The following is a 24,302-nucleotide window of genomic DNA, read 5'->3' on the forward strand; positions in this document are numbered from 1 at the left end:
GCATGGCATCCGCCGCGAAAGCGCGCCCGCCTTCGCCCGGTACCCTGCCTGCAAGATGCCAGTTTCACTGGCCATTGCCTAGCCGCTCACCCTCCGGGCGGGCGGCGGCGACGGGCCCCGGGTCAGCCCCAGCGGCTGACCAGGCGCTCGCGGTCCAGCAGGCGGATGCTGGCCCACAGCAGCACCGCGTCCAGCACCAGCACCACCGCGCCCTGGAGCGCGTAGTAGAGCAGCCCCGCCTTGAGGAACCCCGCCACCTGGCCGCCCACCATGCCCACCAGCGGCAGCACCACCAGGGCGGACAGTTGCTGGGCCATGCGGGCATCCCCCGCCCGGGCGGAGATGAGCACGGCGACGCCGTTGCCGAAGAAGGCGAACAGGGGCGCGAGGACCAGCACACCGAAGGTCCACAGCGCGTCCGGCATCAGCGGCATCTGCACCAGCGGCCACGCCACGAGGTCCACGCCCACGCAGAAGAAGACGAAGGCCACCCAGGTGATGAGCACCGCGGGCACCAGCGCGGCCAGGCTCTTGCCGGCCACCAGCTCCGCCGCGGTGATGGGGGTCGCCAGCAGCGGCTCCAGCGTGCGCCGCTCCTTCTCCCCCGCCACGCTCTGCGAGGCGATGAGGATGGGGACGAAGACGGGCATGACCAGGAACATGCCGAACCAGTCCGTGAGCGTCTTGTCGATGAGGAAGCGCGCCGCGCTCGCGCCCAGGGGCAGCGAGGGGTCGTAGAAGAGCGCCACGCTGCGCAGGTCCGCGTGGTTGGGCGTGCGCACGTAGCTCCACACCACGCCGATGGGCACCAGCACCATCACCGTGGGCAGCACGGCCATGGAGGCCAGCAGGCCCAGGTTCTTGCGCAGGTCCAGGACGTCCTTCCAGAACACGGCCAGGGCCCTGCGGGGACGGAACGACATGGCTAGGACCTCCCCTCGCGCAACAGGTCCAGGTAGACCTCCTCGAGCGGACGCTGGCTGGGCACGGCGCTGTGCACGCGCGCGCCGGCGCCCACCAGGCACGCCACCACGTCCGGCGCGTGCGCGTCGTCCTCCAGCATGACGCGCAGGCGCATGCCCTCCGCGAGCACGTTGGTGGCGAAGGGCAGCGACGCCAGCGCGTCGCGGAAGCGCTCCGCCTCGCCCTCCACGCGGACGTCCAGCGCCTGCCCCGCCCGGCGCAGCTCCCGGACCGGGCCCATGAGCAACAGCCGCCGCTTCACCACGGCGACGCGCTCGCACAGCCGCTCCACCTCCGCGAGGTTGTGCGAGCACAGGACGATGGTGCGCCCCTCGGAGGCCAGCTCCGCCACCGCGTCGCGCACGGTGCGCGCGGACTCGGGGTCCAGGCCGCTGGTGGGCTCGTCGAGGAAGATGACGCGCGGGTCGTGCACCAGCGTGCGGACGATGGCCAGCTTCTGGCGCATGCCCTTGGAGAAGCCACCCACCGGCTCGGCCTCGCGCCCGCCCAGGCCGAAGCGCTCCAGGTAGTGCAGCGCGCGGGGCCACGCCGCCGCCTCGTCCATCTCGTGCAGCTTCATGAAGAAGCGCAGGTTCTCCCGCGCGGTGAGCCGGTCGTAGAGGCCGGGCTGCTCGGTGAGCAGCCCCACCACCTTGCGCAGCGACTCGCCGTCCCGGTCCACGTGGTGGCCCCACACCGTCGCCTCGCCCTCGGTGGGGCGGAGCAGGCCGGTGAGCATGCGCACCGTGGTCGTCTTCCCGGCGCCGTTGGGGCCGAGCAGACCGAACACCTCACCCGGCCGCACGTGGAAGTCGAGTCCCTCCACCGCGACGCGGTCGCCGAAGCGCTTGCCCAACCCCTGGACTTCGATTCCGCTCAATCGACGGTCACCAGGACGAACTTGTTGTTGATGTCCTTGTCCACGGGGGTGACGACCTTGTCGGAGCCCACCGCGGTGCGCAGGACGCCCAGCCGGTTGTGCTCCACCAAGACCCACTCGCGGCCGGGCCGGTTGGCCAGGGAGCGCATCTTCGCGTTGTAGTCGCCGCTGCGGTACTGCTCGATGGTGTTCTGCGAGTAGAACGTCTCCCCGCGCCAGTTCATCAGGAACGCGACGATGGGCTCGCCCTCCTTGCGCTGCGCGTAGTACCGCCAGAACAAGTCGCGCTGCGTCCAGTGGTGGGACAGGTCCACCCAGTGGCTCCAGTTGAACCAGAGCGTGAAGCCCGCGGCCAGCACCCAGAACGTCCCGAAGAGCATCACCCGCGCGCGCATCAGCGCCGCCACCACGGCCATGACGCCCGCCACGGAGAAGACGAAGCTCAGCGCGCCCTTGACGTTGATGTCCTGGGACAGCGAGCGCAGGAGCGAGTCCTCACCCGCGGGATGACGCAAGCCCCGCGCCGCCAGGGCCACGCCCGCGAGCACCAGCGCGCCGGCCAGCACCTGGAGCGACGACCTCGAGTCCTTGTCCGCGCGCATCGACAGCCAGCCCGCGAAGCCTCCGGTCAGCGCCACCGCGATGCCCACCAGGACCGAGGCCGACACCTGCCCTCCCGAGGACACCGCGCCCAGCGTCGCCAGGCCCCCCAGCACCATCAGCACGGCCACCACGCGCGAGCTCGGCGTCACCTTGTCCTTCGTCTTGGGGGAGAAGGCCTCGAAGGAGAGATAGACGCCGAAGGCCAGCAGCACCAGGGTGACCAGGTCCCCGGCCCACAGCGGGCGCGCGGCGAAGAAGGAGATGGGCCGCGTCACCAGCTCCTGCGGATACGGCCGCTCGTAGTTGAAGACGAACAGGTCGGTGAAGTGCTTCGGGTTCTCCGCCAGGTCCTTGCCCACGAGGATGAAGAGGACGAGCCCGAAGATGAGGCTCACGCCGTGCTCGGCGATGCCGTCCTCCCACAGCCGGTCCGCGAAGAGGGCCAGCAGGATGGCGAGCCCCGGCAGCACCGGGAACACGTAGTGGTGGAACTTGGTGGCGCTGGAGGACAGCAGCACGAACGAGAAGGCCACCCACAGCACGGCGATGGAGGCCAGGTGGTCCGCGTTGTTCTGCGAGCGGAGCTTCAGGCGCGACACCACGGCGAAGGCGCCCGGCAAGAGCGCCACCCACGGGAAGATGGCGAAGCCGCCCTGCTCGATGAAGTAGATGAACGTGCCGCCCGGCGTGGTCGTGAAGACGCCCGCGGTGAGGCGGTTGAGATGGTCGTGGACGAAGAAGCGGTACCAGAAGAGCTTGTTCTCGTCGTCCAGGCCCTTGAAGCTCGACAGCACCACGTACCAGGGCGCCGCCACCGCCAGCCACACCAGGATGCCCGAACCCAGACGCATCCGGTACATCTGCCCCCAGAGCACCGGCATGGGCTGGCGGCCCTCGCGGACCTCCTTGCGGAAGTCGGCGTCCATCAGCCAGCGCAGGTGGGCGTCGAGGCTCCCGCCGTCCCAGGGGATGACGCAGAGGCCGGCGTAGAGGACCAGGATGACCGCGGGCAGGCCCACGCCCAACAGGCCCTTGGCCAGGGTGCCCAGGCCCGCGAAGACGTAGAAGCCGTACCACCATCCCGAGCGGTGCTTCGTCGTCTCGTCGAGCTGGCCGATGAGCGCGCACGCCATGGCGCAGATGAGGGTCGTGACGAAGGGCGTGTCCGTCACCGTCTGCCGCGTGAGCAGGAAGTACAGCGGCATGGTGACCAGGATGAAGCCCGTGGCCAGGCCCGCGCGCAGGCTCACCACGCGCGACACCGCCAGCGACAGGAGCGCCACCGCGGTGATGCTCAGCAGCGCGAAGGGGACGCGCATGCCCCACTCGGTGTACAGGCCCATGGCGCCCGACTCGCGCACCGCGCCCACCACCTGCATGCCCAGCGCCTGCATCCACATGGTGAGCGGCGGCTTGGAGAAGAACCACGCGTTCTCCCAGTAGGGGAACACGTAGTCGTGGCGGACGATCATCATCCGCGCCACCTCGCCGTAGTGCGTCTCCCAGCAGTCCCACAGGCCCACCGCGCCCAGGTAGGGGAGGAAGACGAGGGCCGCGAAGGCGGCGGTGGAGAACACCACCCGCAGGGTGAGGGGCAGCGTCAGCCAGCGCTGAACCCACCGCGCCGACAGGGTCTCCTTCCCGAGAATGGCCTCCGTGAAGGTCTCTTCGCGCTGCTGCTGTTCGCCGTCGCTCGCCACGGGTTGAGGGCTCCTTGAATCGGTTCGGGCGGATGGCCTGCGTGTCGAGGGCAGGACGCGGCCTTATACCCCCGCCACCCCCTCCGGTCGACCTCCGCCGGAGGCCACCGGGCGTGAGGCCGGGTGCGCGTCATTGTGCAGGAGCCTGCACGCCGGTGGAACCCAACCCCGCGAAAGGTCGAGGGGCGACCAGGGGCACGGGCCTTGAACAGGCCGCCTCCGTTCCGTTTCGGAGGCAACATGCTCGTTCACGCAGTGGCCCTGGGGTGCGCCCTCCTGCTCACCCAGACACCGGGCCCGGAAGCGCCCCCACCCACCGCCATCGAAGCCGCACCGGCTCCGCCCCCGGAGGCGGTCGACGACGTGCCCCCCCGGGTCGAGGAGCCGCCCCCCGCCGCCCCCGTCGCGCTCCCCACGCCTCCCTCCCTCGCGCCATCCGACAAGCCCCTGCCGATGCAGCGCTGGGAGCGGCCCACCGTGTGCCTCCGACTCGCGCCGACGGCGGAGGTCCCTTCGGGCCGCTGGCGCGCGCAGTGCGACGACACCCACCGGCGCTGCCTCGTCGCCCCGGCGCGGGAGCTGGATATCGACGGCATCGAGTCCGACCGCCCCCTGGAGCGGGTGGCCGCGTGCATGGAGGAGGACATGGCCCGCGTCCCTCCCGACGAGCTGCGGACCTACGAGATGCAGGCCTCCATCGCGGAGGCGCCCCCAGGCTGGTATCGCGACGAACGCGGCCGGGTGATGCAGTTCAACTTCGACCTGAACCGGCGCATCTGGGTGGGCGGGGCCTGGAGCCCGCTGTCACCGGCGCTCGTGGGTGAGGGCCGGAGGGATCGCGTGCGCCTGGACTTCGGCATCGCGCTCGACATCGACCACAAGCGCGCCCTGCACCGGCTGCGCTTCCTGGAGACGGAGCTGTCGCTGGGCGAGCCCTCCACCGACTTCACGGCGGTGCACTACGACCTCAGCGTCGAGCGCCAGGATCCAGCCTTCCGCATCACCACGTTCCTCGGGGAGCCCCGGCGGCACGACTTCTTCCTCAACCTGGGCCTGTGGGTCGACTTCCTGCGCGTGGAGGACCTGAAGCGCGGCGACGTCGAGGGTGGCTTCATCACGTGGGGGGCGGTGCACGGCACCCTGGACCTGTGGCACTCACGGGACCTGGTGTCCTTCGTCCGGTTGCGCGCGGGCCCCGCGGTCGAGCGGGACTACGTGAACGACACCAGCGCGCTCGTGCCGTCCGCCGTGCTGGAGGGTGACCTGACGCTGGACCGCGACGGCTTCCATCACCTGCGCTTCGCGGCCAAGGCCGAGAAGCTCCTGCTGGCGCGCGACGTCCCGGGGCGCGACGAGAGCCCCGAGCGACTGCGGCTCCAGGCGGGCTACGAGCTCATCCTCCTGGCCATCAACGACCAACCCCTGAGCCTGGTGGTGGACGGACGCGGCACGTGGCGCAACGACCTCCCCGGCCTGCCCGACCGGTGGGAGTGGTCCGCGTCCGCGGGCCTGCGCTTCTCGTTCTGGGCCCCGCCGCGTCGCGCCGCGCCCACGGCCGAGCACGCCAGGGACTAGCCGTGCTCGCGCTCGGACTCGCATTGGTGCTGGCCGCGTCGACCGGAGAACCGCCGCCGGCGCCCGAGCAGCCCTGCCTCGCCCGGGATGCCCGCGGCGACACGTTCCCCATCTGCTTCGACCCGGGTGACGGCGTGGTCGTGGGGGTGGGCACCCGCATGAGCCAGGGCTCCCCGGCCCTGTCGCTGCGCGCGGGGGTCCACCTCCGCACGGGGCGCACGAGCCAGAGCAAGGCCACGCCCTGGTACAACAACCACCGGCTGGCCGGCGTGGAGGCCTGGGGTGGTGAGCAGCGCGGCTTCACCGTCACCGCGTACGACGGGCTGCTGCGCCGTCACCTCGAGGAGGGCTTCATCCTGGTCCCCACCGCCCGTCCGGTGCGCATCCCCTTCCCGTTCGACGTCTCCCTCGCGCTGCGCGCCGGACACCTGGAGCGTCGCCCCTGGGAAGGCCGCGGCTGGACGCTGGAGACGGGGCGCGTGGGGCTCCTGGTGGACCCGCTGCGCGCGGCCTCTGGACGGGTGTGGCTGGCGCTGGGCCCGGTGGCGAGCCACACCCTGCGCTACTCCCCCCAGGGCACCGAACACGCGCTGTCGCCCTTCACGTCCCTGATGTTCGACCTGGGGCTGGAGACGGAGGACGGCCTGTGGGCCCTGCGCGCCTCGGGGCTCGCCGGTTGGAACCGCGACGTGGAGGGCGGCACCCTCGACTTCCGCGCCAGGAGCGACGCGTCCCTCGAGCGCGTGCTCATCGCCGTCCAGGACCAGCCCGTCGCGGTCCGGCTCGCGGGCAGCTACGTCGGCGGGGACGCGGGCCTCCAGCGTCGGGATGAATGGACCCTCGGCGTGGGCCTGTCGGTGCGCGCCTTCAGCTCCCGGTGGTGACCCACGCCGCTTCCTGGCTCCGGCCCGTTCCTTGACACGCACCACTTCACTCATAGCGTCGCGACCCTCACTCCTGGAGTTCCAACGTCGTTCACAGAGGAAAGAGGGAACCGATGCGCAACAACAAGGCGATGCGACAGTGGCTGGCGGTGGCGCTCACCGGAGCAGTCCTCGCGGGGCCCGTGGCCTTCGCGGGAGACAAGCTGGCGCTTCCCGTGGTCATCAACACGACGACGCGCAAGGCGGCGGGCGCCCTCTCCAGCGCGCGCAACAGCGCGGACACCCAGCAGTTCATCGGCTGCGGCATCGTCGCGCTGCCCACCAGCCTGACGCTGCAGTGCGTGGCGCGCAACGCCGCAGGGGTGCAGGTCTACTGCGACAGCAGCGCGCCCAATCATCTGCAGGTGGCCATGGCCCTCCACGGGGACGACTACCTGAGCTTCGAGTGGGACCCGGCCAACCAGTGCACCAACATCACGGTGCTGAAGTACTCCATCTACGAGCCCAAGGCGCCCTGACGTCCGAGGCCGTCAGGCCGGGCCCTTCTCACCGCGTCCCGGGCAGACCCGGCCATGGCGCCGGATGACGCAGGGAGGTCCCATGGAGAGAAAGCTCGTCTCGATTCAGCGCATCGACCACGTGGAGCCCATTCCCGGAGCCGACAACATCCAGAGGGCGCGGGTGATGGGCTGGGACGTGGTGGTCCAGAAGGGCGCCTTCGCCTCCGGCGAGCCCTGCGTCTTCTTCGAGATCGACAGCCAGCTCCCGGAGGGCGCGCCGTGGGCGGAGTTCCTCCGTCCCCGGGGCTTCCGGGTGAAGACGGCGAGGCTGAGGGGCGTGCTGTCCCAGGGGCTGGCGCTGCCCACCTCAATTCTCGAGGGAGACGTTCCACCGGTCGGCACGGACGTGCGGGACAGGCTGGGCGTGGTGAAGTTCGAGCCCGTGCCCTCCGACTCGCGAGAGGTGGCGGGGCCCTTCCCGACGCAGGTGCCGAAGACGGATGAAATCCGCCTGCAGTCGATGCTCGGCGTGCTCGAGGAGCTGCGGGGCCACGACTTCTTCGTGACGACGAAGCTCGACGGCACCTCCGCGACCTTCTTCCGACCGCTCGAGGGGCCGCTCGTCGCGTGCTCCCGGAACTGGACCCTCAGGCCCGGACCGAACCCGGTGTGGCGGATGGTGGAGCGCTACACGCTGGACACGGTGTTGCCCGAGGGCTTCGCCATCCAGGGAGAGCTGTGCGGGCCCGGCATCCAGAAGAACCGCCTGGGACTCCGGGAGACGGACCTGTTCGTGTTCAGCGTCCACGACACGCGGACCGGCCGCTTCCTGGACCACGCGGACTTCATCGCGTTCTGCGCGCGGCACGGGCTGCGCACGGTGCCGGTGGAGCACGTCGTCACGGGCGAGGCGGCGCGGACGTTCCCGCACACGCTGGAGCAGTTCCTGACGCTCGCGCAGGGGCTCTACCCGGGGACGAAGAGCCGGAAGGAAGGCATCGTCATCCGGCCCCTCGTCGAGCGGCACTCGCCCACGCTCGGCGGCAGGCTGTCGTTCAAGGTCATCAACAACGACTTCCTGCTGAAGGACGAGGACTGACGCCCCCGGAGCCGGACGCTCGCCATGCGGCCGTCCGGCTCCGCTATTCGCGCTTCGAGGCCTCCATCACCCCGCGCAGCGCGGCCTCCGCGGCGCGCAGGCGCGGGTCCTGGGGATCCACCCGACGGGCCGCCTCCAGTCGCTCCAACGCTCGCGCGAGGGCACCCCGCGACAGCTCGCAGCGGACGCCCGCCTCCAGCGCCCCCGTGTCCGAGGGGCCATACAGCCCCGCCTCATCCGCCGCGTGACAGCCCTCCTCCACGCGGCCCGCGTCGAGCAGCGCCCGCGCCAGTTCCACGCGGGTGCCCACGTGCGAGGGGGCCAGCCGCACGGACTCCGTCAGCGGGAGGATGGCCTCCCGGGGCTGACCCAGCCGCCGCAACACACCCCCCAGTTCCCGCTGTGGTCCGGGCGCGCCCGGGGTCAGCAGCGCGCGGCCCCGCGCCTCGCGCAGCACGGAGGGTTCGTCGAAGCGCAGCTCCGCGACCATGCGCCCGACGACGTCCTGATATGCGGGCCATTGCGCGGGCCAGGTGAAGACGAGCCGGTACACCCACTCGCCCCGGGGCACGAAGAGCGCGAGCAGTTGTCGCGGACCTCCGGGCCCCTCCAGCTCCGCGCGCAGCCGTTGGGCCACCCGCCCGCCCACGCGCGTGGTCGAAGGGCCCTGCACCTCCACGGCGCGTCCCTCCGGTCCCGGCGCTCCGAGCGGCAGCGACTCCTCGAGGAAGTGCCGGGCCTGCGACAACCCATCGCCCGACTCCCCCGTCTCGATGGCCTCCGCCGAGAACGTCGCGCGCCCCAGGCCCGACAAGCCGTTGGAGAACGTCCGCCGCCCCTGCCCGTCCAGCTCTCCCCGCCATCCCTGAGGCATGGCCACGGAGACACCGAAGCCGTCATCACGCTCCACGCGCCAGCCGGAGCGCTCCCACACCACGAGCGCCGCCACGACCACCGCCACGCCCACGCCGAGCAGCGGCTTCGCGCGGCTCGAGCGCGTCGGCGCGTCGCGAGGCTCCAGGAACAGCCCCGTCAGGAGCCCGGCCACCAGCCCCCCGAGGTGCCCGGCGTTGTCCACGCCCACCGACGTCCACCCCATCCACAGGAAGACGAGGACCGTGGGCAGCGCGCTCTCGCCGGAGAACCAGCGCAGCTTCGAGGCCCGCTCGAGCCGATGCCGCCGCCCCAGCACGAGCAACGCGCCGATGCATCCGTAGACGAGGCCGGACGCGCCCACGCTCACGGCCCCCGACCAGGCAAGCGAGCCCGACATGGTCGCCAGCCCGGAGACACAGAGCAGCGCCGCGTACTCACTCCGACGACACGTCCGCTCCAGCACCCCGCCGGACGCGGCCAGCACCAACAGGTTGAGCGCCAGGTGCAGCACGTCCCGGTGCAGGACGTTGGCCGTCAGCAGGCGCCACCCCTGCCCCGCCTCCACCACCAACGGCCCCGCCTTCGCACCCCAGCGCACCAGGGCATCCACGTCCACCGCGCCCCGTGTCATCAGGGCCCCATGGATGGCCAGGAGTCCTGAAATGAGGGTCAGGGTGATCCATGGCCACACATGATTATCGCCTTGACCGGCCGATTGACCGATGGACAACATGCCCGTCTGTCCCGCCTCCTGGGAAGAAATCCCTGTCTTTTGAGGGGGATGCATGACTTGTACGTTGAAAGGCCGTTCTGCTATGACTGTACGCGGATCGGACCCGTGCTGAAGCTCATCATCGAAGACGACGAGGGGCGCAAGACCGTTGTTCCCTTCGTGCGCGACGAGATCACCATTGGCCGTCAGGAGGGAAACACCATCCGCCTGACGGAAAGGAACGTCTCTCGTCGTCACGCACGACTGGTGCGGTTGAACGGCCATGTCGTGGTGGAGGACCTGGGTAGCTACAACGGTACCCGGATCAACGGCGAGCGCATCGCGGGACAGTCGCCCCTCAGTGAGGGCGATCTGATCCAGATCGGCGACTACGACCTGGCACTCCAGGCCGAAGGCGCCGCGAATGCGCCAGGCGCCATCACCACCAAGGTTCCGGCGCGCCGGCAGGAACAGGAGCCCGAGGACTCATCCGAAGCCGAGAAAACCTCGGACGAGGATGCGCCCGGTCGGGAGGAGGGCGACCAGACGCTGGTCTCCGCGGACAAGCGCCGCAACTCCACCTCCATCATCCGGCTGGACCACGTCGAGGCGGATCGCCCCCGCAAGGTGGTGGACCTCGACAGCGAGGAGGCTCCTCGGCTGGTGGTCCTGTCGCCGGACGAGCTGCGGGGTCAGGAGTTCTCCTGCATCCGCACCGAGCTGCGGATCGGCCGCACGGACGACAACGACATCACGCTGGATCATCGCTCGCTGTCGCGTACCCACGCGAAGCTGGTGCGCGAGGATGCGGGCGAGTGGCGTGTCATCGATATGCAGTCCGCCAACGGGATGACGGTCAACGGCGAGAGCTACGCCCAGGCCACCCTGAACAGCGGAGACATCATCGAGCTGGGCCACGTGAAGATGCGCTTCCTCGCCGCGGGTGACGCGGCGGATGACGGCCCGAGCAGCGAAGGCGGCATGTCGAAGCTGCCGCTGGTCGCGGGCCTCGTCGCCATCCTCCTGGGTGGCGGTGGCGTCGTCTGGTGGATGTCGCGCCAGGGCCAGGTCACGACCCAGCCGAACCCGCCCGTCGCGGTGCGGACGGACACGCCGGAGCAGCCGTCCACGCCGACTCCGCCGCCCGCCGAGCAGATCAAGCCGCCGGTCGAGCAGGTCAAGCCGCCCGAGTCGGGCAAGGCGACGACTGATCAGGGCGGTGCGGAGCAGGCTCCGCCGGAGCAGCCGGTCGTTCCCCCGGCGCCGGATCCGAAGAAGATCGTCGAGGATGCTCGCACCGCGATGGCCAGCCTCGACTTCGCTGGCGCTGCGGCACTGGTGAAGGACCTCAAGACTCCCGAGGCGGTCGTCGTCTTCAAGGAGGCCACGACGGAACAGGCTTTCCAGAAGACGCTGAACGACGCGAACGGCGCGCTGGCGAACAACGAGTTCGCAGCGGTGAAGACCGCGCTGAAGGAGACCGCCAAGACGCAACGGCTCCAGGAGCAGCGTAAGTCGCTGGAGACGGCGCTCGCGGCGGCTGAGGTCGCTCAAGCCAAGGCTGCGCAACCCGTCGTCCCCACCACGCCGCCCAAGGCGACTCAAACTGCGCAAGACACCTTGGGAGGGGAGAATGCCCTCAATGAGGGTAAAAAGCTCCTAGGCGAGAAGAAGTACAACGAAGCCGTTCAGAGCTTCAAACGCTGCCTTGAGCTCGATCCGAAGCTCGTCGACTGCCACGTGTTCCTTGGTTCTGCGCTCGCCCGCGCTGGAAACCTAGCCGAGGGAGCCAAGCACTACAGTCGCTTCCTGGAACTCGCGCCCCCTGATCATCCCAGGTACGAAACCGTGAAGGGATTCCTGGAGGAATACGCGAAAAACAAGAAGTAACAGAATCGCAGTGGTATGCGGTGGTGTGCCACCGGGTTCTTCCACCCCTCAAAGGACCCGTGAGGCCGTTATGCTGTTCACCTGCAGCGAGGAGACGCTGTGCAGATTCGCATCCTGGTGGTTGATGACGAGCAGGACAACTGCGACTACCTCAAGCTGGTGTTGACCCGCGAAGGCTATGAGGTCGTGACCACGACGGACCCCACGCAGACGGTGGAGATCCTCCGTGGCTCCGACTTCCACCTCGTCATCCTCGACATGATGATGCCGCAGATGTCGGGGACCGAGGTGCTGGAGCAGATCCGCAAGTACGATACGGACGTCGCCGTCATCGTCGCCACCGCCTACCCCACGGTGGACACCGCGGTCGCTTCGCTCAAGGCCCAGGCTTCGGACTACGTCAAGAAGCCCATGGAGCCGGAGCAGTTCATCACCGCGGTCCGCAACGCCCTCCAGAAGAAGGGGCTGTCGCAGGACCCGGAGGCGGACCTGCACCGGGCCATCGGTCGCACCATCCGCGACGCCCGCAAGACGCAGGAGCTGACCCTCAAGCAGCTCGCGCGGCGCACCGGCCTGTCCGTGTCGCTGCTCTCGCAGATCGAACGCGCGGAGTCCTCCGCGTCCATCTCGTCGCTGTACAAGATCGCCTCGGCGCTGCAACTGCGCATGGGCGAGCTGTTCGGCGACACCTGATGCCCCGACACCGCCTCGCCGGCCGCCGTGACTAGCGGCCGGTGAAGCGGGGCGGACGCTTCTCGAGGAAGGCCGCCCGCCCCTCCTTCGCGTCCTCGCTGCCGAAGGCCGTCGCGCGAAGCGCGCGCAGCCGAGCCCGCTCCACCTCGCCGAGCGGAGCCCGCGACAGCAGCACGAAGGACTCCTTCATCCCCGCGACAGCCCCAGGCGCATGCCCCGCGAGCGTCCCGCACAGCGCCAGCGCGTGGGCCTCCGCCTCCGGCGCGTCCAGGCACGCGTCCAACAGCCCCCAGTCGAGCGCGTCCCTCGCGCCCAGCTTCCGCGCGGTGAGGAAGAGCTGCTTGGCCCGGGAGAACCCCACCAGCCGCGTGGCACGAGCCAACCCCTCCGGCGAATAGACGATGCCCAGCCGCGCGGGCGGCATGAGGAACGCCGCCTCGGGCGTCCCCACCCGGAAGTCACACGCGGCCGCCAGGTCGAAGCCCGCGCCCACCGCCGCGCCCTGCACCAGGGCCACGCTCGGCACCGGATGGGACTCCAGCTTGAGCAGGCAGGCCACCAGGGCATCGTCAGGCAGCCGCCCGTCCGCGCGTGGCGGCCCCAGGTGCGTCAGGTCGTAGCCCGCGCAGAAGGTGTTGCCCACGCTGCGCACCAGCAGCGCCCGCACCTGCGGCGCGGGCTCCAGCGCGGCGTCCAACCGGGACAGCAACGTGTCATCGAGCGCGTTGCGGCGCGCGGGGTTCGACAGCGTGAGGACACGGACGCCTCCCTCCCGGTCCTCGACCTCCAGCGACGGCTCCACCTGGACTCCCTCGTTCATGATGGGTGGCCCGGCAACGTCGGCCATGGCCCCGCGGCGCGTCAAGCACGCGTCGCGTGCACCCCCCCGGACCTGTCCGCCGCCCCCACGCGCGCCCAGGGAGCTGCCTTCCGTGCAACAGGTCCCTACAATCCCGTAAATTTGCGGACTTGCGAAGGCATGGCGTACCTTGTCCCACGTGAAGCCCCCCACCTCTTCAGGCACCGAAGTGGCCGTCGTGGATCTCCACGGCGCGCGCCGCGCACGCAGGCTGGACCTCTACCGCACCCGCCAGTCGGACCGGGTGCGCAGCGTCCGCGGCACGCTCGAGGCCCTCACGCAGAGCGGCACGCTCTTCACCCATGAAGGCACGCGACGCGGCCTGGCGCTGCTCAAGGCGCTCCAGTTGCTCCAGCGCGCCCATGCCCGGCTGGAGGAGCTGTCCGGGGGCGGCGTGATTCCGGCGCCTCGCAAGCAGGAGCGCATCGACGCGCTCTACGAGGAGCTCGACGGCCTCTTCGCTCGCGCCGACAAGCTCTCCGGGCGCGACGAGGCCAGCGTGGCCCAGCTCCCCGCCCGCTAGAGGCGCGCGAGGAGCGGCCTTCCGCGAGCGACTACGGCAGCTCCGTCTGTCCCTGCCGACGCAGGAACGTGGGGATGTCGAACTGGTCCTCGTCCAGCGGCAGCGCGGCGTCCTTCACCACCGCGGTGCGGTTGCTGACGGCCTTGCTGCTGTCCACCGCGGCGAGCGGACGCGGCGACCCACCCTTCGCGGGCACCAGGCTGGCGACCTCCTCGCGAGTGCCCACCAGCACGGACTGCTGCGGCGGACGCGCCAGCGGCACCTGCACCACGGGAGCCACCGGACGCACCTTCGGCGCATCCCGGTGCACGAAGCCCGTGGCGATGATGGTGATCTTCACCTCGTCCTGGATGTTCTCGTCGATGAGCGAGCCGAAGATGATCTCCGCCTCGCTGTCCGCGGCGTCATGGACCAGGGTCAACGCCTCGTTGACCTCCTGGAGCGTCATGTCCCGGCCGCCGGTGATGTTGATGAGCAGGCCCGTCGCGCCGTCGATGGAGACGTCCTCCAGCAGCGGGCTCGCGATGGCCTGCTGCATGGCGGTGAGCGCGCGCTTCTCGCCGGAGGAGTGGCCGGTGCCCATGAGCGCCAGACCCTTGTCGCTCATGATGGTCTTCACGTCGGCGAAGTCGACGTTGATGTAGCCGTGGTACTGGATGAGGTCGCTGATGCCCTGCACGGCATTCAGCAGCACCTCGTCGGCGCGCTTGAAGGTCTCCAGCAGCGGCATGGGCGCGTTGGAGAGCGACAGGAGCCGCTGGTTCGGAATCGTGATGAGGGTGTCGACCGCGGCCTTGAGCTCGACGATGCCCTGCTCGGCCTGCTTGCGGCGCTTGTTGCCTTCGAAGAGGAAGGGCTTGGTGACGACGCCCACCGTGAGGCAGCCCAGGCTCTTGGCGATGTCCGCGATGATGGGCGCGGCGCCCGTGCCCGTGCCGCCACCCATGCCGGCGGTGACGAAGACCATGTCCGCGCCCTCGAGCACGGCGGCAATCTGGTCGCGGGACTCCAGGGCGGCCTCGCGGCCCATCTCCGGGTTCGCGCCCGCGCCCAGGCCCTTGGTCAGCGTCTGGCCCAGTTGCAGCCGCGTGGGCGCCTTGCTGGCGGCCAGCGCCTGGATATCCGTGTTGGCCGCGATGAAGTCCACGCGGTCCAACTTGGACAGAATCATCGTGTTGACCGCGTTGCAGCCGGCCCCACCTGCCCCCACCACCCGAATCTTGGCGGCCTGCTTGTTCTGGTCGAACTGGTCCATGGCGGTCCTTTCGGCAGGCGTCACGCGGTGCAGCGCGCGGGCCTCCAACCTCCACAATCATCAGCAAGTCCCACTCTTTGGCAAGTATTCCGCTACGCACCTGTAGCGGGATGCTGCGCCGCCGAGTCCTGACGCGGACTTACGAGACGACCTCGACCCCGGGAGACAGCGCGCGGGCGCGGATTCCCCCCTCTTGACTCACGGTGGCCGGGCGCCCCGTGAGGTCGTGATATCGCAGATACGTCCACCTTCGAACAACCCCCGAAACACACGCGTGGGTCCTCGCGGCGCCCCACCGCCATGCGACCTGGGATGACGTCCCGGACTCTCCGAAAAAACCGAGGGTGGCCCCGACATCCCGTTCGGAGCCACCCTCTCTTTCAACACCCATCCTCAACCCGGGAGCGCCGCGGTGGGCGCCCCCGGTGTTTCACATGTCTCAGGGGCTCTCGCGCTCCACCTCGACCTTGCCCACACGGAGGATGGTGAACTCGACGCGGCGGTTGTTCTCACGGCCCGCCGCCGTCTTGTTCGTGTCCACCGGCTTCGTCTGGCCGTAGCCCGCGGACTCCAGGCGGGCCGCGTCGATGCCTTCCTTGACGAGGAAGGCGCGCACGTTGGCGGCGCGGCGGTTGGACAGGTCCATGTTGGACGCGGGCTTGCCCTGGTTGTCCGTATGGCCCTCCACCCGGAGCAGCTCCACCTGCGGGTTGGCGCGCAGCACCGCGGCCACCTGCTTCAGCAGCGGGAACGAGCGCGGCAGGATGATGTCCTTGCCCGTGGCGAAGTAGACCTTCTCCAGGATGACGATGCGCTCGCCATCCACCTGGACCTTGACCTTGCCCTTGTCCGGGCAGCCGTCCTCGTCCTCCACGCCGTTGATGGTCTCCGGCTCGAGCGGGCACTTGTCCGCGACGTCGGGGATGCCGTCCCGGTCGTTGTCCGGGTCGGGGCAGCCGTCCTCGTCCTGGAAGCCGTCCTTGTCCTCCGGCTGCATGGGGCACTTGTCCTGCGGGTCCATGATGCCGTCGCCGTCGGAGTCGACCGGCGGGGCCTCGTCGGGGCAGCCGTCCTCGTCCTGGAAGCCGTTGACCGTCTCCGGCTCGTTCACGCACTTGTCGGCCACGTCGGGGATGCCGTCCTGGTCGTTGTCCGGGTCGGGGCAACCGTCCGTGTCCTGGAAGCCGTCCTTGTCCTCCGGCTGCGTGGGGCAGGCGTCGTTCTCGTCCGTCAGGCCGTCGCCGTCGGTGTCGACGGGCGCGGGGGGCGCGGGCTTCTTCGGCTCGGGCGGGGGGCTCCAGCCGAAGCCCGCCAGCAGCCGGTAGCCCGGCGTTCCGTAGCCGCGGGTGAGGCCCGGGCCACCGCCGAGGTGCGCGGTGAGGCCACTCGCGGCGCGGTACTTCAACGCCGCCAGCAGCTCCAGGGGCATCTCCTCCGTGTCCTGCTCCGCCAGCCCCACCGCGCCCAGCACCGTCGCCTCCAGCGACAGCGGGAGCTGGCCCAGCGAGAAGGGCACCTCCGCGCCCACGCCGTAGGTGAACGCGTTGCCCGCGGTCAGGTTGCGCAGCTGCTGCTTCTTGCGGAAGTCGAAGCCGACGTTGGCCGCGAAGCGCAGCTTCTGGCCGTACTCCGCGACCAGCCGGGGCTGCACCGCCACGCCCGAGCCGCCGAGGAAGTCCGACTCGCCGCCCGTGGGCAGCACCACCGGCACCGCCAGCGCGAGGCCGAAGTCGTCCCCGTCCAGCAGCCGGGCCTTGGGCACCAGGCGCAGGTCACCCACGCCCCCGGAGCCCACGCCCTGCGCGAAGGAAGGGTCCACCTCCGGCGCCGCGTCCGAGTCCTGGATGGTCACCGGGAGCACCACGCCCAGCTCGAAGCGGTCGAACAGGCCGATGGCGCCCATCAGGTCCAGGCCGAGCTGCCGGCTCACCAACGCGGTGATGAACCGGTCCGAGCGAGGGTCCAGGAAGTTGAGCGGCTTGTTCGCGTAGTTGATGGACACCCCGAGGTTGAAGCCGAGGTGTCGCTGCACCCGCGCGCTGTGCAGCCCGAGGATGTCCTCGGCGCCCGGGCCGGGCTTGTAGCGCTGCACGTCGATGGCCTGCGACGCCACCGGCCGCGTCACCTGCGCCTGGGCGGGCTGCGCCACGAGCGCCCCCGCCAGGACGACGCTCCCGGCGACCCCCGCCACCACGCCGCCACCCTGGCGGCGCAGACGGCGGAACAGGGGCAGCGCGAGCAGCATCAGCGCCAGCGGCGCGAACGTCCCCGCCCCGCCAGTGCTGCAGCCGTGGCCCACGACCACGTAGTCGTCGTTGCCGTCCAGCGGGTTGCTGCCACCGGCGACCTCGTCGCCGTCGCTGACGCCGCCGAAGTCCGTGTCACGGTTGTTCGGGTCCGTCTCACCGTTGTCGAAGCTGCCGTTGTGGTTGGCGTCCTCGGCACCGTCCCACAGCCCGTCCTTGTCCGTGTCCGGGTCGAGGGGGTTGGTGGCGTTCGAGCCGCGGACCTCGACGCCATCGCTGAGCGCGTCGCCGTCCGTGTCCGGGTTGTTCGGGTCGGTCTCGGTCGCGTCCCTGCGGCCGTCGTGGTTCGCGTCCTCCTCACCATCCTTCAACCCGTCCTTGTCCGTGTCCGGGTTCTTCGGGTCGGTGGTGGTGGACGGGTCGGCGTCCGGACGGAAGTTGGGCGAGTCGACGTTGGTGCCCGGAGGCGCCGTCTCGCGCGTCACACCGACCTCGGTGCCGTCGTAGATGCCGTCGTTGTCGCTGTCCGGGTCGAGGGCGTCGATGAGGCCGTCCCCGTCCGTGTCCGTGATGCCGTCCTCGCCGTCCGGCACGCCGTCGTCATCCGTGTCGGCGTCGTGCGGGTCGAGGCCCAGCTCGATTTCACGCTCGTCGCTGATGCCGTCGAGGTCGGAGTCGATGTCGTCCGCCGCGACGTTCGGATCGGTCTCGCCCGCGTCGACGCGGCCGTTGTGGTTCGCGTCCTCCACGCCGTCACGCACGCTGCCACCGTCGGTGTCGACGTTGAGCGGGTCCGTGGTCGTGGTCGGGTCCGCGTCGGGGATGAAGACCGTCAGGTCGGTGTCGTCACCCTCGGGCTCGGTGAGGCCCAGCTCCGTGCCGTCCTGCAGGCCGTCGCCGTCCGTATCCACCTTCGTCGGGTCGGTCTCGCCCTCGTCGACGATGCCGTTGTGGTTGGCATCCTCGGTGCCGTCGAGCAGACCGTCGTCATCCGAGTCGTCGTCGAGCGGGTCCGTGTGGCCGACCAGCACCTCGATGCCGTCCGGCACGCCGTCGCCGTCCGTGTCGGGGTTGTTCGGGTCCGTGCCGCGGGCGATCTCCTCCGCGTCGGAGAGGCCGTCACCGTCGCTGTCGACGCTGACCGACCAGTTGTAGGTCGCGGGCGTCGGGTCGACGTTGCCCGCCGCATCCACCGCCCGCACCTCGAGGGTGTGCGCCCCCGAAGCCAGGTTGGTGAAGGTGACCGGGTCGGTGCAGCTCGCGAAGGCCGCGCCGTCCAGGCTGCACTCGTACCGCACGCCGCCGTTCTCCTGGTCGAAGTCGAACGTCGCCGAGGAAGGCGCGTCCGTCAGCGGCGGGCCGCTCACGATGAGCGTGTTCGGCGGCGTGGTGTCCACCGTCCACGTGTAGGAGGCCGGCGTCGGGTCCGTGTCGCCACCCGGGTCGACCGCGCGCACCTGCAGGGTGTGCTCGCCCTCGGGGAGGTTCTCCAGCTCGTACGGGTTGGGGCAGGCGGTGAACGGGCCACCGTCCAGGCTGCACTCGTAGGTGACGTTGGGCTCGTCGGAGGAGAACTCGAACGTGGCGTCGGTGGCGTTGGTCACCGCCGGCGGCGTCGAGGTCAGCACGGTCTCCGGAGGGAGCGCGTCGACGGTGAAGTCGTTGCGGTCCGGAGCGCTGGTGTTGCCCGCCTCGTCCGTGGCGGTCGCGGTCACCGCGTGCGCGCCTTCCGACAGCGGGCCGACGGGGCCGAGCGACCAGTTGCCGGACGGGTCCGCCGTCACGGTCCCGACCACCACGCCGTCCACCGACACCGTCACCTCGGCGTTCGGCTCCGAGGTGCCCGTGTACGTGGGCGAGCTCGTCCCGACCACCTCGCCGTCAGCAGGGCCGACGACGGCCACCACCGGAGGCGTGGTGTCCACGGTCCACGTGTGCGTGGCGGGCGTCGCGTCCTCGGAACCACCCGAGTCCACCGCGCGCACGCGCAGGGTGTGGCTCCCCTCCGCCAGGCCCGTGAAGTTCACCGGGTCCGTGCAGGCCGTGAACGGACCGCCGTCCAGGCTGCACTCGTAGGTGACGGGGCTCTCGTTGGAGGAGAAGTCGAACGTCGCCGTCGTCGCGTTCGTCAGCGGGGCGGGCCCCGAGTCGATGAACGTATCCGGCGGCGTGCCGTCCACGCGGAAGGTGGACGTGGCCGGGCCGCTGGTGTTGCCCGCGTCGTCATGGGCCACCACGGAGACGTTGTACAGGTTGTCGCCCAGCGTCACGGGCGGCGTGAAGGTCCAGTTGCCAGCACCATCCACCGGGATGTCCTCGTAGACGGTGCCGTTGAGCGTCAGCGTCACGCTCGTGGCGCCGCCCGTCGCGGTGCCGGAGATGGTCACCACGCCCGTGTTCAGGATGGCCCCGTCCGCCGGAGTGACGATGGTCGGAACCAGCGGCGGCGTGAGGTCCACCTCCCACGTGTACTGGGCGGGCGTCGGGTCCACGTTGCCCGCGGCGTCCACCGCGCGCACCAGGAGGGTGTGCTCACCCTCGGCGAAGCCCTCGAAGGTGCTGGGGTCCGAGCACGCGACATAGGCCGCGCCGTCGATGCTGCACTCGTAGGTGGCCGTCTCGGTGGCCCGGAAGTCGAAGGTGCCGGACTGCGAGTTGGTCACCGGGGCCGGACCGGCGTCGATGAACGTATCCGGCGGCGTCGTGTCCACCGTCCACGTGTGCGAGGCCGGCGTCGGGTCCACGTTGCCCGCGGCGTCCACCGCGCGAACGTTCAGGGTGTGCGGGCCGTCCGCCAGCCCCGTGAAGGTCACCGGGTCCGTGCAGGCCGCGTAGGCGCCGCCGTCCAGGCTGCACTCGTAACGGACGCCACCGTTCTCCTGGTCGAAGTCGAAGGTCGCCGTCGTCGATTGCGTCAGGGGAGACGGGCCGGAGACGATGAGCGTGTTGGGCGCCGTCAGGTCCACGGTGAAGGTGCTGGTCACCGGGCCGTTGGTGTTGCCAGCGCCATCCGTGCTGGTGACGGAGACCTCGTACTCGCCCTCGTCGAGCGCATCCTCGTCCGGGATGTCGAAGGTCCAGTTGCCATCCACGTCCACCGGGATGGGGCCGTACGTCTCGCCATCGATCGTCAGGGTGATGGAGCTGCCCGGCTCACCCGTGCCCGTGATGGTGGGCGTCGAGTCGTTCACTACGGCCTCGTCGGCGGGCGAGGTGATGGTCGGCGCCTGCGGCGGCGTCAGGTCGACGGTCCACGAGTAGGTCGCGGGAGTCGAGTCCGCAGTGCCAATGGCGTTGACCGCGCGAGCGCGCAGCGTGTGGCTCCCCTCCGCCAGGCCCGTGAACGTCACCGGGTCCGTGCAGGTCGTGAACGGAGCGCCATCCAGGCTGCACTCGTACCGCACGCCACCGTTCTCCTGGTCCAGGTCGAACGTCGCGGAGGTCGCGTTCGTCACCGGCGCGGGGCCGCTGACGATGAGGGTGTTGGGCTCCTGGGTGTTGACCGTCCACGTGTGCACCGCGGGCGTGTCATCCGCGTTGCCCGCCGCGTCCACCGCGTACACCTCCAGGCGGTGCGGGCCGTCCGACAGGCCGCTGTAGCTCTGGCCGTCCACGCAGGCGACGAACGGGCCACCATCCAGCGAGCAGCGGTACGTCACGGGGCTCTCGTTGGAGTCGAAGTCGAAGGTCGCCGTGGTGGAGTTGGTCGTCGCGGGGGGGCCGCTGACGATGGTCGTCTCGGGCCGCGTGGTGTCCACGGTCCACGAGTAGGTCGCGGGCGTCGGGTCCACGTTGCCCGCCGCGTCGACGGCACGGACCTCGAGCGTGTGGTTGCCCTGCGAAAGGCCCGTGATGATCCGCGGGTCCGAGCACGGCGTGAAGAGCGCCTCACCGTCCAGGCGGCACTCGTAGGTCACGTTGGTCTCGTTCGAGCTGAAGTCGAAGTTGGCCACGTTCGAGTTCGAAGGCGACGGGGGGCCACTGACGATGGTCGTGTCCGGCGGAACGTTGTCCACCGTCCACGAGCGGTTCGCGGGCGTCGGGTCCACGTTGCCCGCCGCGTCCACCGCGCGCACGGACAGGGTGTGGTTGCCCTGCGCCAGGCCCGTGTAGCTCTGCGACGCCGTGCAGGCGACGTAGGCGGCACCATCCAGCGAGCACTGGTACGTCACCGGGCTCTCGTTCGAGGAGAACGTGAAGTTCGCCGTCGTGCTGGTCGTGACCGGCGCCGGACCCGTCACGATGGTCGTGTCCGGGGGCGAGGTGTCCACGGTCCAGGCGTGGGTCGCGGGCGTCGGGTCCACGTTGCCCGCCGCATCCACCGCGCGCACGGACAGGGTGTGGTTGCCTTGCGCCAGCCCCGTGAAGCTCTGCGAGGCCGTGCAGGCGACATAGGCCGCGCCGTCCAGCGAGCACTGGTACGTCACCGGGCTCTCGTTCGAGGAGAACGTGAAGTTCGCCGTCGTGCTGCTCGTCGGCGACGAGGGGCCCGTCACGATGGTCGTGTCCGGGGCCGAGGTGTCCACGGTCCAGGCGTGGGTCGCGGGCGTCGGGTCCACGTTGCCCGCCGCATCCACCGCGCGCACGGACAGGGTGTGGTTGCCTTGCGCCAGCCCCGTGAAGCTCTGCGAGGCCGTGCAGGCGACATAGGCCGCGCCATCCAGCGAGCACTGGTACGTCACCGGGCTCTCGTTCGAGGAGAACGTGAAGTTCGCCGTCGTGCTGCTCGTCGGCGACGAGGGGCCCGTCACGATGGTCGTGTCCGGGGCCGAGGTGTCCACGGTCCAGGCGTGGGTCGCGGGCGTCGGGTCCACGTTGCCCGCGGCGTCCCGAGCGCGCACGGACAAGGTGTGGTTGCCCTGCGCCAGGCCCGTATAGCTCTGCGAGGCCGTGCAGGCGACGTAGGCGGCGCCGTCCAGCGAGCACTGGTACGTCACCGGGCTCTCGTTCGAGGAGAACGTGAAGTTCGCCGTCGTGCTGTTCGTCGGCGACGAGGGGCCCGTCACGATGGTCGTGTCCGGGGGCGTCGTGTCGGAAGCCACGGTGAAGGTGTTGGTGTTGCTCACCGGGCTCGTAGCGCCGTTCAACACGGACACTGCGTTCACCGTGTGGTTCCCCACGGTCAGGTCCGCCGTCGGCGTGTACGTGAAGTTACCCGAGGGGTCCGCCGTGACGGTGGCCAGCACCACACCGTCGACGGAGATGACGACCGACGAGTTCGGTGTCGCGGTACCCGTGATGGGCGGACGAACACCCGTGATGGAGCCGTTAGCCGGCGTGATGACCACCGGGGCCACCGGCGTGACGAAGCCGCCAGCAAGCGTGGTGATGACACCAGGGCTACCCGCAATCGCGCCGTAGGTGAGCCCGTCCGGCGCGGACGCCGTCGGCTGCGTACCCGGAAGGCCGCCCACGACGGACGGCGTACAGGTCACCGTGCTGCCCTGGAGCAGGATGCGACCACCACCACCACCACCACCCGTGCCGTGCTGGTCGAACGGGGTGCTGCCACCGTTACCACCACGCGCGGACATCGTGTTGGCGCCGCAGTTCAGGGTGCCCGTGAAGCGCAGATAGAGCGTACCGCCCGCGCCACCACCGCCGGCCGCGTCGTTGCCCTGATCCCGAGAATTCTCTCCCGCGACACCATCCGCGGTGATGGAGCCCGCGCCCGCCAGAGAGGCCGCGCGGATGAACACGATGCCGCCACCGGAGCGCCCAGCACCACCCGTATCGTCGTTGCTGTGACCTGCGCCGCCACCACCTCCGAGGAGCAGGTGGTCAACGGGATTGAAGTCGATGCGCGCGCCACCCCGGCCGCCCACGTCACGCGACGGAGTCCCATCCCCCACCCACGTGCGACCACCCTTGCCGCCCGCCCCCGCGCTGCTGCCACCGCCGCCGCCCGAGTTGTGGCAGATGCCGCCACCCGCACCGTTGGCGACGTTGCCGTAACCCGTCGAGCCGTCAGGGAAGTCATAGGTATCGTCATAGTTCGAGAGCGACAAACCCTCGCCCTTGTATGCGCCACCCGGTGCCAGCTCATTCAGTCCGACACAGTCATCTCCATCTCCGTTGGTGAAGATGCCCCCGCGAAACCCTCTGTTGGTCGCGGAGATGGTGCCCGCGTTGTTCACCGCGCCCGTCGCGAGGAAGATGAGCACACCACCCGTCGTGCCATCCCACTGCTTGGCGACCAGGCTGCCTGCGCCGTTCACCGTGACGGTGCTGTACTCAGGCACTCGAATGGCCTGGGTGATGGTGCGGTCGGGGTCTCCAATGAAGGCCACCGTCAGAGGTTGAGTGAAGGTGAGGCGACCACCGGAGACCGAGCTCAGCCTCCCGAATTGCCACCGGCCCACCGCGCCACCCAGGACCGTTCCGAGGTCGATGGCGGTCTGGCTACCCGAAGGCGCCTGCGTCACCGACAGGCCCGCCATCTGGTAGACCAACACGAGGTCTCCCACGGCGAAGCCCGTGGTGCTGGCGGGGGTCACGAAGTTCTGCCCCGCCGGGGCACTCGCCGTCACACGTGTATACGTGTTGACGACCGTGTTCGCGGCATTGACGGTGAGCGCGCCATCGGAGCCGTCGCCCAGGTGGAAGGTGTCGGCGGCCGCGTGAGCAGCGGGGGCCACCAGCGCGGCGCATAGCAGCGCCAGCATGCCGATGGCGGGCAGCCGGGTTCGGGCCCGACGCTGCTCGGTCAGCGAAGTAGGAGTGTGTGGGTTCGGAGTCATATGCGATGCCACGCGGAGTGGGATGGGGCCCCGCCGGTGGTGAGTGCGCATAGCAATCCAGGAGCCACCGCTCGTCCACTTCCCGTCCGGGCGCATTTACAGGGGGTTCCAACCCAGCCCGTCTGCCCCTCGGAGGAGCGGATCCGGTTCACGGATCCAGATTCTGGAAACCAGATCCCCCCGGCCCCGCAACGGCACGACTTGACCCGTCAACCCGCGAAGTCGCGAGCCCCGCTGACGTGTCAGCGTCCCTCCGGAACGCGGCCTCGGCCCCCACCGGGGGTGTGACGCGGGCCCCCGAAAC

General features: G+C 70.2%; 14 protein-coding genes. 7 read left to right on the forward strand and 7 right to left on the reverse strand.

What is annotated here, in order from left to right:
* Window positions 1–122 precede the first annotated feature (122 nt).
* The 3 genes from LZ198_RS08720 to LZ198_RS08730 are packed head-to-tail and all read right to left on the reverse strand — an operon-like array spanning window position 123 to window position 4,146.
* The gene (locus tag LZ198_RS08720) at window positions 123–923 is read right to left on the reverse strand and encodes an ABC transporter permease subunit (RefSeq protein WP_253971426.1); all 801 of its coding nucleotides are present in this window, start codon (window positions 921–923) and stop codon (window positions 123–125) included.
* Between the two features lie 2 nt (window positions 924–925).
* Window positions 926–1,843, reverse strand: coding sequence for an ABC transporter ATP-binding protein (locus LZ198_RS08725; protein ID WP_253971427.1), 918 nt, complete (start codon window positions 1,841–1,843; stop codon window positions 926–928).
* Window positions 1,840–4,146, reverse strand: coding sequence for an ArnT family glycosyltransferase (locus LZ198_RS08730; RefSeq protein WP_253971428.1), 2,307 nt, complete (start codon window positions 4,144–4,146; stop codon window positions 1,840–1,842). Before LZ198_RS08730 ends, LZ198_RS08725 begins: the two co-directional genes overlap by 4 nt.
* Before the next feature lie 240 nt (window positions 4,147–4,386).
* Between LZ198_RS08730 and LZ198_RS08735 the strand changes: the two genes are divergently transcribed.
* The 4 genes from LZ198_RS08735 to LZ198_RS08750 all read left to right on the forward strand — a co-directional run bounded on the left by LZ198_RS08735 (window position 4,387) and on the right by LZ198_RS08750 (window position 8,204).
* On the forward strand, window positions 4,387–5,721 hold the full coding sequence (locus LZ198_RS08735) for a hypothetical protein (RefSeq protein WP_253971429.1): 1,335 nt from the start codon (window positions 4,387–4,389) through the stop codon (window positions 5,719–5,721).
* A 2-nt stretch (window positions 5,722–5,723) separates the two neighbouring features.
* Window positions 5,724–6,605, forward strand: coding sequence for a hypothetical protein (locus LZ198_RS08740; RefSeq protein ID WP_253971430.1), 882 nt, complete (start codon window positions 5,724–5,726; stop codon window positions 6,603–6,605).
* Window positions 6,606–6,718: 113 nt separating this feature from the next.
* A complete protein-coding gene (locus LZ198_RS08745; protein ID WP_253971431.1) occupies window positions 6,719–7,123 on the forward strand; it encodes a hypothetical protein in 405 nt (134 codons plus the stop codon).
* A gap of 82 nt (window positions 7,124–7,205) precedes the next feature.
* Window positions 7,206–8,204, forward strand: a complete 999-nt coding sequence (locus LZ198_RS08750; RefSeq protein WP_253971432.1) for an RNA ligase (ATP) — start codon at window positions 7,206–7,208, stop codon at window positions 8,202–8,204.
* Between the two features lie 43 nt (window positions 8,205–8,247).
* Here LZ198_RS08750 and LZ198_RS08755 read toward each other — a convergent pair whose 3' ends face one another.
* Window positions 8,248–9,711 carry a rhomboid family intramembrane serine protease gene (locus LZ198_RS08755; protein ID WP_323382179.1) on the reverse strand — a complete coding sequence of 488 codons (1,464 nt, stop codon included), beginning with the start codon at window positions 9,709–9,711 and terminating at the stop codon, window positions 8,248–8,250.
* A 207-nt stretch (window positions 9,712–9,918) separates the two neighbouring features.
* Between LZ198_RS08755 and LZ198_RS08760 the strand changes: the two genes are divergently transcribed.
* Both LZ198_RS08760 and LZ198_RS08765 read left to right on the forward strand, forming a co-directional pair.
* On the forward strand, window positions 9,919–11,682 hold the full coding sequence (locus LZ198_RS08760; RefSeq protein WP_253971434.1) for an FHA domain-containing protein: 1,764 nt from the start codon (window positions 9,919–9,921) through the stop codon (window positions 11,680–11,682).
* Between the two features lie 99 nt (window positions 11,683–11,781).
* Window positions 11,782–12,375 (forward strand): response regulator, encoded by a 594-nt coding sequence (locus LZ198_RS08765; RefSeq protein ID WP_002634367.1) that lies wholly within the window; start codon window positions 11,782–11,784, stop codon window positions 12,373–12,375.
* Window positions 12,376–12,406: 31 nt separating this feature from the next.
* Here LZ198_RS08765 and LZ198_RS08770 read toward each other — a convergent pair whose 3' ends face one another.
* Entirely contained in the window at window positions 12,407–13,195 is a 789-nt protein-coding gene (locus tag LZ198_RS08770) for an enoyl-CoA hydratase/isomerase family protein (protein ID WP_253971435.1), read from the reverse strand.
* Window positions 13,196–13,412: 217 nt separating this feature from the next.
* On the opposite strand from LZ198_RS08770, the gene LZ198_RS08775 reads away from it, so the two are divergent.
* Window positions 13,413–13,757 (forward strand): hypothetical protein, encoded by a 345-nt coding sequence (locus LZ198_RS08775; RefSeq protein WP_407667386.1) that lies wholly within the window; start codon window positions 13,413–13,415, stop codon window positions 13,755–13,757.
* Between the two features lie 31 nt (window positions 13,758–13,788).
* Here the strand turns inward: LZ198_RS08775 and ftsZ are convergent, their stop codons facing one another.
* Window positions 13,789–15,012 (reverse strand): cell division protein FtsZ, encoded by a 1,224-nt coding sequence (gene ftsZ / locus LZ198_RS08780; protein ID WP_253971437.1) that lies wholly within the window; start codon window positions 15,010–15,012, stop codon window positions 13,789–13,791.
* Between the two features lie 439 nt (window positions 15,013–15,451).
* The gene (gene agmC, locus LZ198_RS08785; protein ID WP_253971438.1) at window positions 15,452–23,998 is read right to left on the reverse strand and encodes an adventurous gliding motility protein AgmC; all 8,547 of its coding nucleotides are present in this window, start codon (window positions 23,996–23,998) and stop codon (window positions 15,452–15,454) included.
* Between the last annotated feature and the right edge of the window lie 304 nt (window positions 23,999–24,302).

The organism is Myxococcus dinghuensis (assembly GCF_024198235.1).
GTDB lineage: Bacteria > Myxococcota > Myxococcia > Myxococcales > Myxococcaceae > Myxococcus > Myxococcus dinghuensis.